At 56.6% G+C, this 1,687-nt stretch carries 4 protein-coding genes; all 4 read left to right on the top strand.

Annotated features, from left to right (window positions below):
• Nucleotides 1-422: 422 nt before the first annotated feature.
• The 4 genes from AB5Z52_RS16925 to AB5Z52_RS16910 are packed head-to-tail and all read left to right on the top strand — an operon-like array spanning nt 423 to nt 1,625.
• Complete coding sequence (locus AB5Z52_RS16925; protein ID WP_368267130.1) at nt 423-875, top strand: helix-turn-helix domain-containing protein; 453 nt, start codon at nt 423-425, stop codon at nt 873-875.
• Nucleotides 868-1,071 carry a hypothetical protein gene (locus AB5Z52_RS16920; protein WP_071477959.1) on the top strand — a complete coding sequence of 68 codons (204 nt, stop codon included), beginning with the start codon at nt 868-870 and terminating at the stop codon, nt 1,069-1,071. Before AB5Z52_RS16925 ends, AB5Z52_RS16920 begins: the two co-directional genes overlap by 8 nt.
• Entirely contained in the window at nt 1,061-1,348 is a 288-nt protein-coding gene (locus AB5Z52_RS16915; RefSeq protein WP_012577832.1) for a hypothetical protein, read from the top strand. Before AB5Z52_RS16920 ends, AB5Z52_RS16915 begins: the two co-directional genes overlap by 11 nt.
• Entirely contained in the window at nt 1,341-1,625 is a 285-nt protein-coding gene (locus AB5Z52_RS16910; protein WP_071477960.1) for a hypothetical protein, read from the top strand. Before AB5Z52_RS16915 ends, AB5Z52_RS16910 begins: the two co-directional genes overlap by 8 nt.
• Nucleotides 1,626-1,687: the final 62 nt, after the last annotated feature.

Genomic DNA, 1,687 nt, shown 5'->3' with positions numbered 1-1,687 from the left:
GGGTGCTGGAGCCGTCCGGCATCCTGATCTTCAAATGGAACGAGACGCAGATCCCCGTATCCCAAGTATTGGCCTGCACCCCGCAACATCCTCTGTTCGGCAACAAACAACCGAAACAGACCGGCACCCATTGGATCGTATTCATGAAGGAGGCACTTGATGAAATTCCACAGGATTAGCCCGTGTCCTCGTTGTGGGGGAAAGGTCAGGGCGAAGTGGGAGCGGGACGAAGTACTGGCTTTGCCTGAATACACGTTCTTTATCGTGATGTTCCGCTGCACTGCCTGCGGGCTCAGCCTCGATGGAGGTTGTTCTCGGAAGCCAGCTCCATATCAGTTGCAACGCAGCATCGTCGTATGGAACCGCGTCTGCAACGGTGATAAATGCTTCACGTTGCTCTACAAGATTCTGGCAGGCGGACGATGAGCGGGACACGGCAGTATCACCGACTTTCGGCCGAGACGTTGGACACGCTTCTGAGGCTTATCTCTGAGGATGAGTTGACACCGAAGCAGATTGCGGAGCGTGCCGGAGTGCCGCGCCAAAAGGTCTACGAGTATCGCAAGAAGCTCAAGGACCGCAGGAAGAGTGCGCCGTTGACCGACATCTCCACGCTCGTGATTCACCAGCGAGTCGTATTCCGCCCGGACGCGACCATCGAGAACCCGGAGGATGTGAACGGGCCGAGTTTCATCGACCCGGACAGCGGCTTCGACTGTTCTCGATGCGGACAGTCCATGAGCCGTGACTGGTTCACCATCCAGGGCAACCTCATCAAACCGGATTTCGGCTATTGTCCCGGCTGCGGCGGCGTGGCCACTCCTTACAGGGATGACACGATAAACCCCGATGCAAGGGAGGAGGGCGATGAGTGACGTGCAGAAGATTATCCACGATGAGATCGTCAAGTGCTCCACGTATGGGGTGGGCGACGATTTCGACACGGGACGTATGGCGGGTCTCTCGTTCGCGTTGCATCGCGTGGTCGAGGCTGACAGAGAGAACCGTACCGGCTGCAAGCATTTCGATCTGCACAATCCCGGACAAAAGGAGATGAACCTTGAGCATTGAGACGGAATCGTTCGACTTGACCTTTGGCAGCATCCACTATGCCGGCACGAGGCTCACTATCCCGATTGACGATGACGAATACATGGTTTATCGGGTAGAGATCGCCAATCATCGGCGTGGCTCTTCCAGCTTGGTGACGTTTCACCTCGACCGGGACGACTCCCGCCCGGAGCACAAGACCGTTGGCCAATCTGCAAGCGCTTATCTGAGCGTGGACGAGGCGAAACAAATCATGCAGGCACTGCAACAGGCAATCAAGGAGGCGGACGATGAGTGACAAGGCGATGCCGTTGGGCAGGAAGTTCAAGGTTCGGTTGACCATCACGCCGGAGGAAACCGGAACGCCCGTGGACATGCTGGGATTCACGTTCACCAGCGGGCGGAGCGGGCATACGACACTGAACGCACAGTACAGCAACATTCCCAAACTGGTTGACGACGGGCTCGACTCACTGTCGATTCTTGTGATCTTCAAAACACTGGAGATGTGGGCCCAGAAGGGATATGAGCTGTGCCAGCCCATCGTTCAACGATTTTACGGAGGCAGACGATGAGCTATAAGGCGAAGATATTCACCCGCGAGGAGTTTCGAGAGGTCGTCGCAGCCGCCATCTAC

Source organism: Enterococcus sp. RTP21361st1_A6_RTP21361_211029 (genome assembly GCF_040910045.1).
GTDB classification, from domain to species: Bacteria; Bacillota; Bacilli; order Lactobacillales; family Enterococcaceae; genus Enterococcus_D; species Enterococcus_D gallinarum.
The sequence above is the reverse complement of the archived record's forward strand: the minus strand, read 5'-3'. Positions and strand labels throughout refer to the sequence as shown.